Source organism: Pseudoalteromonas lipolytica, from assembly GCF_900116435.1.
In the GTDB taxonomy this organism is placed as follows: domain Bacteria; phylum Pseudomonadota; class Gammaproteobacteria; order Enterobacterales; family Alteromonadaceae; genus Pseudoalteromonas; species Pseudoalteromonas lipolytica.
Genome location: NZ_FPAZ01000034.1, coordinates 1 through 6696 on the forward strand (window position 1 = coordinate 1; position 6696 = coordinate 6696).

The following is a 6696-nucleotide window of genomic DNA, read 5'->3' on the forward strand; positions in this document are numbered from 1 at the left end:
GACCACGGTAAAACTACCCTAACTGCAGCAATCACTAACGTACTTGCAAAAGTATACGGTGGTACAGCTAAAGACTTCGCATCAATCGATAACGCTCCAGAAGAGCGTGAGCGTGGTATCACAATCTCAACTTCACACGTTGAGTACGATACACCAACTCGTCACTACGCACACGTAGACTGTCCAGGACACGCCGATTATGTTAAAAACATGATCACTGGTGCTGCTCAAATGGACGGCGCAATCCTAGTAGTTGCTGCAACTGACGGTCCTATGCCACAAACACGTGAGCACATCCTACTTTCTCGTCAGGTTGGCGTACCTTACATCATCGTATTCATGAACAAATGTGACATGGTTGATGACGAAGAGCTACTTGAGCTAGTAGAGATGGAAGTTCGTGAACTTCTTTCTGAGTACGATTTCCCAGGTGACGACTTACCTCTAATCCAAGGTTCAGCACTTAAAGCCCTAGAAGGCGAAGAGCAATGGGAAGCGAAAATCATTGAACTAGCTGAAGCGCTAGATTCATACATCCCAGAGCCAGAGCGTGACATCGATAAGCCATTCATCATGCCTATCGAAGACGTATTCTCAATCCAAGGTCGTGGTACAGTTGTAACTGGCCGTGTTGAAGCTGGTATCATCAACGTGAATGACGAAGTTGAAATCGTAGGTATCAAAGAAACTACGAAGACAACATGTACAGGTGTTGAGATGTTCCGTAAGCTTCTAGACGAAGGTCGTGCGGGTGAGAACATCGGTGCACTTCTACGTGGTACTAAGCGTGAAGACGTTGAGCGTGGTCAAGTACTTTGTAAGCCTGGTTCAATCAAGCCACACACTAAATTCACTTCAGAAGTATACGTACTTTCTAAAGATGAAGGTGGCCGTCATACTCCATTCTTCAAAGGTTACCGTCCACAGTTCTACTTCCGTACAACTGACGTAACAGGTGACGTACAGTTACCAGACGGCGTTGAAATGGTAATGCCTGGTGATAACATCAAGATGACTGTAGAGCTAATCGCTCCAATCGCGATGGACGAAGGTTTACGCTTCGCTATCCGTGAAGGTGGCCGTACAGTTGGTGCTGGTGTTGTTGCAACTATCGTTGAGTAATCAACTATAGTGATGCATTAAGCATTCAAGAAAAACCCGAGCTTAGTCTCGGGTTTTTTTATGGATGAGAAAATAGATATTAGATATTAGAAGGTAGATATTAGATATTAGAAGTTAGATACCGAGCGGGGGTTACTTACTGGTGTGATTAAACATCAAAAAGTTTGCTTGAGGTTAACGTGGCTTTATTTTGTTCTCGCTACTCGCTACTCGCTACTCGCTACTCGCTACTCGCTACTCGCTACTCGCTTCTCGCTTCTAACCACTATTTCCAAGTACTTTGTTTAATTCTTCTCTTAGTCGTGGGTGTTTTAGGCTGTCGGTCATAATATCAGCTACTTTACTATCGCCACTTGATTCTAAGCCTTGAATACGCTGTGCAAGCTCAAGAGCAAACTCTTTTTTATCGAGTTGATTAGCGCGATAAAATTGGCTCACAAGGGCACTGGCTGACACGCTACGAACATAGTCGTTATCGTCGCTTTGCAAGAGCTTTTGAAAGTAGTCGGCTAGTTTTGGTGAAACAGAATCGAGTCGCGATAGATTCTCTATGGCATGAATTCGTGTGGTTGGTTCACTTGTATACTCACTGATATTGAGCATCGCGTCGACAACGGCTGTGTGTTGATTTTCATCTAGATCACGTCTGAGCATGCCTAACGTCATTTTAAGTTGCCCATAGGCTGCCAAACGGTCGTCATCGCTATTATTGATATTTAGTAGTGCAGAAAATGCGTCGTTAATTGATTTGTTTGCATAGTGTTGATCGGCCTTAATGCGCTGACGATAATCATCAGGCAAGTTTCTAAACCAATTAACCGATGGATTTCTTTTGGTTGCTTCTGCAATACGTTCTTTTTCGCGTTGTTCGATGGCTTTATCGATTTGTTCTGCAATTAAAGTTGGCTCAATTTTAGGGCTACTTTGTTCTAGTGCGTTAATTCGAGTTTCAAGGTCTAGAATATAGCCATGCAATGCGACGAGGTTTTCCCTGTCTTCAAGGGGAACGCTGCCACTTATAGATGAAAAATCGTACTTTGCGGGTTGCGGTTTGTTGAGTGGCTTAGATGCCCCAAACTGGTTGTATAACGTTATGCCTAATGCAGCGGTTGCAAATACAAGCGCAACATTTCCTTGCCATGAAGCCATATCACATCATCCTAATTACTTCAGTGTAATCATCAGATTAAATCATGCTATTTTTTTAATCAATAAACGATGTTGCAATCAATAAAAAAGCGCATTAGCTGCGCTTTTAAGATGGTGATAATGAGGTTAGTTTAATGCGCTTTCGCGTACTCTTCAGCTTGTTGCCAAACTCGAAGCATGTTGCCACTTAAGATCTTTTTAATATCTTTATCGCTATAGCCTCGATCTATAAGGCCTTGTACAAGATTAGGGTAGCTAGACACGTCCTTTAAGCCTACAGGCAGTGAGTCACCAACACCATCGTAGTCAGAGCCAATACCAACGTAATCAATGCCTATTAGCGCGACTACGTGGTCGATATGGTCAAGTACTTGCTCAAGGCTTGCAAACGGGAATGGGTTCTTAGCACGATAAGCTGCGTCAAAATCTTTGCTGAGCTTCGTGCCTTCCTTCTTCTTGTCTGCTTTTGCTGTTTTTAGCTTATCATACCAAGAACCAGCTTGAGCGGTTACGAAGCTTGAACCAAAGTTGATTTGAATAACACCGCCATTCTTTTTGAGTGCTAATAACATATCGTCATTCATATTACGCTCAAAGCCTGGCGTATATTTACGCAGCGATGAGTGAGAGGCAATCACTGGTACTTTCGAAATTTCCATGACCTGGTAAAACGCATCATCTGAAATATGCGATACGTCTACAAGCATACCGATGTTGTTCATCTCTTTGACCAGCTCTTTACCAAATGGGCTTAAGCCTTTCCATTTACGGCGAATATCGTAAGAAGAGTCTGAAATGTGATTGCTTTGCGAGTGAGCAAGGGTGATGTAGCGCACACCACGGTCATAAAAATGCTTCAGGTTTTTCATGTCACCTTCAATCGGTGAACCATTTTCCATCCCCATTGCCAACGACATTTTACCTTGTTTAAAGTGTGCTTTGATATCTGCTGTTGAATCAGCCATTGCAAATTTATCTGGGGCACGCTGTACAATGGCTTCCATGCTATCGATTAACTGATTAGCAAGTTGGTAGCTTTTACCTTTGCCTTCAAACTCGAGGTTAGCTGGAATGTAAATTGACATAAAAGGGGCGTTTAGGCCGCCTTGCACTGCACGCGGATAGTCAAAATCGCCGTCATCAGTCGCTTTAGTTACATCGGCCCATTTATCGTGAATACGGTAAGGCACATCAATGTGTGTATCAATTAAAATCGTGTCTTTTGCTAGTTTGATGGCTTTATCTGATGCCGTCGTCTCACTTGCATGAGCTTGGCTGATTAAGGCCAACGAAACAGCGGCAACCAATGAGCTTAGTTTTTTCATTCTTAATGGCTCTTTAAAGTTAAAAAGCCATTGTGAAGGGTTGTAGAAAAAGTTACAAGTTTAGTCGTTAAACGACGCTTGATACTCTGGGTCGGCTTGTAATGCGATAAACTCGGCTTTTGAAATAATGGTGACAGATTCATGTAGTTCAGAAAAGAACACCATTGCGTCACCTTTTTTTAGTTGCTGAGTAACCTGCGCCACCTTACTTTCAATACTTACCTCTTGCTCGCCATAGTCAGTGCCTTCACGTAATACATAGCTTTCAATTAAATTGTAAAGTGTCTCTTTATCAAGTTTTTCGTGTGGAATGATCATCGCTGCTCTTTTTAACTAACTGTTGAAAATACTCAGGCACTATACGCTCAAGCCAGTACTCGGGTTTAAACGGATTATTACCGCTAATAAAACCAACATGGCCGCCTTTTTCGGAGATACGCAGAGTAACATGTTCACTGACATCTGTGCTATCGGGCACGGCTTTAATTGATAGCATCGGGTCATCTTTTGCGTGCACAATAAGTGTCGGTGTTGCGATCGTTTTTAAAAACGGTTTGGCGCTTGCTTGTTGATAGTAATCTTCAGCGCCAGCAAAACCATGCAAGGGAGCCGTTAGTAAGTTATCGAACTGCCATAAGTCATCAATAGCCATTAATTTTTCTGGGGTAAGACTAATTTTCTGTTCTATTTGTGGCAGCTTTCTTTGCATTGATTTTTTCATGCGATCAAGCAAATACTTTTGATAAATTTTACCTAAACTTTTACGTATTACTTCGCATGATGCCGATAAATCAAAAGGAGCCGATACCACGGCTGCACCATGTAAGTTCGATTGGCTACCTTGCTCACCTAAATATTTAGCAAGCACATTACCGCCTAGCGAAAAGCCAACAGCGAAAAGAGGACGTGAGGGAAATGTGTTTTTTAGGTGGTTGATAAAAAAGCGTAAATCTTCGGTCTCGCCACTATGATAAGCACGCGCAAGGCGATTAACTTCGCGTGAGCAATTACGAAAGTGCATGAGCACTACCGCAAAGCCTTGCTGCTTGAGCTTTTTCATCATGCCTTTGGCATAAAAGCTATTAATGTTGCCCTCTAGGCCGTGTAACACAATGGCTAATGGAGCATGTTCATTGTGTGGCTGTGCCCAAGCAAGTTCTAAAAAGTCACCATCTGGGGTGTCGATTGTTGATAAGTCGTAGCGTGTATTATGAAAAGGACGAAAGAAGCGCGGCATTATGGTTTGCAAATGGCGATTGCGCATCCACCACGCAGGCTTAAACTCAGGTAACATAGTTGACACTTTCAAGACAAAACAAGCGCCCATTGTAGCAAGTTTTTGCTTTTTTAGAACAGGTGGCAATTTTGTGTTGTTGCAAATAAAAAGCCCCTAAACAATAAAATTGGATGGGGGCTTTGTGCGTCGTGCTTAATTCTTACTTAGGAACTTCTGCGTCGTGAACTTTCTTGATGAAATATCCGACGTAAAAAAGGCATAAAACGATAACAACTGCCAAAATGCCAAATGACATAAATAAGACGGGGTCGCTAAAAAAATCTCTAAAGAATACGTTCATGGTTGTGCCTCCTAATGTCTATGGGTTAATCATAGGCTGGCTTTGGGGTGGGTGATATGATCCAGATCAAGCTATTTTCCTGAAGCTACACAAGGCGATTTAGAAGTTGATTTGGATCAAAAAATTAAAAGGAGTTAGTGAGGACCAAGCTAGTAATGGCAAGTTGGTTTATATTTAATTTCTTGTGAAAAAGAGTATTACTATTGTATATCTTCAATTAACTTACGCTAAAATGCGCCCTGTTTTTGGGAGTTCAATTTTATTAAAATAGAGATAATAAAGTGAAAAAAATTATTTTGTTGGGAGTTTTAGTCTTATTACCTACCTATACTCAGGCTACTGTAGTTTCTGAAATATTAATTGGCAAAGCTAAAAATAAAATTCATACATATCAAGATCATGATTTAGGTGATAGCTACTCTTCTACATTAAATTCAGATTCTTTTGGCTTTCGATTAGGTTATGAATTCAATGAATATCTTGCGTTTGAAATTGCAAAGCATAGGCATGGCGAATCAGTAAATGAGTATACGATATCAATACCGGCTCATTTCCCCAGTGATTATAAACAATCTATGCAAGTAAGAGTACCTTTAGAAGTAGAATCAATTCGTTTTGGAATTAAAGGAAAGTCAGAAATATTTAAAGACTTTTCTATCAATGCGAGGTTTGGTGTAGCTCATTGGGAATATAAAGATGCTAATCCTACCAAACTAGTGCCGACTGACAATATCCAGTATCAAGAAAGTGGCAATGATTTATACGCAGCAATTGGCTTAGAATATTTATTTACAGAGCACTTTTACTTGGGTGTAGAATATTCGTTGCTAGGTATCAAAGAGTCTAAAGAATACGACTATAGCGGAACAATTAAATATCAGCATGATATACAAGATTTTTCAGTTGTGCTTGGCTGGAGGTTTTAAATTTAACTTTATGAATTCTGTTGGGTAGAGTGAAATCCAATGAAGCTCACTGATGGAATGGCTTAAGGTTTGAGTCTGTAAGTCGTCGCTTATGGTGACAATGACTACTCTATTGAGATTAACGCGCTAAAGCACGACCTACAGAAGCGCTGTATAGCTTTTACTTACTACCCCCTAAAGCGTAGCGCCTCTAACCTCATAGTGAATAAATTACTTTAAAATTTTACAAAGAAAAGACGGTGAGACAGATAAAGATATATTCGCAGTTAAAGCTGGCTTATATGGACTCCTCCTATTGCACAATACCCTTCGTTAATTTTGTTAGACTGCGTACTTATATGCGGGCTCATAATGAGGAGCTACCTCGGCCCTATGATGTATTCGCGCCCTTGTGCCTCTTCTCCTACTCGGTGTTTTAACACACTAATCACTTTACAGGCTATCAAGGGTGGGTCTAACCGCTTAACGCAGGTTCTTGGTCAATACAGTTATTTCTGTTATCGAAGACTAAATGTTAATTTGCTAGTAGGCTTGGTTCATAACGCGTGCCCTTTTTCAGCATGGCATACGCCGTCCGAACTGTTTTATTTGCTAACG

Annotated in this window: 7 protein-coding genes; 2 read left to right on the top strand and 5 right to left on the bottom strand. The window is 41.2% G+C overall.

The window, feature by feature from the left end; translation table 11 throughout:
* On the top strand, window positions 1-1122 hold a 1122-nt coding region (gene tuf / locus BM378_RS20020), incomplete at its 5' end, for an elongation factor Tu (RefSeq protein WP_074989872.1).
* Between the two features lie 258 nt (window positions 1123-1380).
* Here the strand turns inward: tuf and BM378_RS20025 are convergent.
* From BM378_RS20025 to BM378_RS20045, 5 genes are all read right to left on the bottom strand, one after another.
* Window positions 1381-2271: a HEAT repeat domain-containing protein gene (locus BM378_RS20025; RefSeq protein WP_074989874.1), complete on the bottom strand. Its 891-nt coding sequence runs from the start codon at window positions 2269-2271 to the stop codon at window positions 1381-1383.
* Between the two features lie 131 nt (window positions 2272-2402).
* A complete protein-coding gene (locus tag BM378_RS20030) occupies window positions 2403-3596 on the bottom strand; it encodes a dipeptidase (RefSeq protein WP_074989875.1) in 1194 nt (397 codons plus the stop codon).
* A 60-nt stretch (window positions 3597-3656) separates the two neighbouring features.
* Complete coding sequence (locus BM378_RS20035; RefSeq protein WP_036973480.1) at window positions 3657-3914, bottom strand: YheU family protein; 258 nt, start codon at window positions 3912-3914, stop codon at window positions 3657-3659.
* The gene (locus tag BM378_RS20040; RefSeq protein WP_074989876.1) at window positions 3889-4890 is read right to left on the bottom strand and encodes a hydrolase; all 1002 of its coding nucleotides are present in this window, start codon (window positions 4888-4890) and stop codon (window positions 3889-3891) included. The genes BM378_RS20035 and BM378_RS20040 overlap by 26 nt, the downstream gene beginning before the upstream one ends.
* 142 nt (window positions 4891-5032) lie before the next feature.
* Entirely contained in the window at window positions 5033-5173 is a 141-nt protein-coding gene (locus BM378_RS20045; protein WP_074989877.1) for a DUF3149 domain-containing protein, read from the bottom strand.
* Window positions 5174-5454: 281 nt separating this feature from the next.
* On the opposite strand from BM378_RS20045, the gene BM378_RS20050 reads away from it, so the two are divergent.
* A complete protein-coding gene (locus BM378_RS20050; protein WP_051501944.1) occupies window positions 5455-6099 on the top strand; it encodes an outer membrane beta-barrel protein in 645 nt (214 codons plus the stop codon).
* Window positions 6100-6696 lie beyond the last annotated feature (597 nt).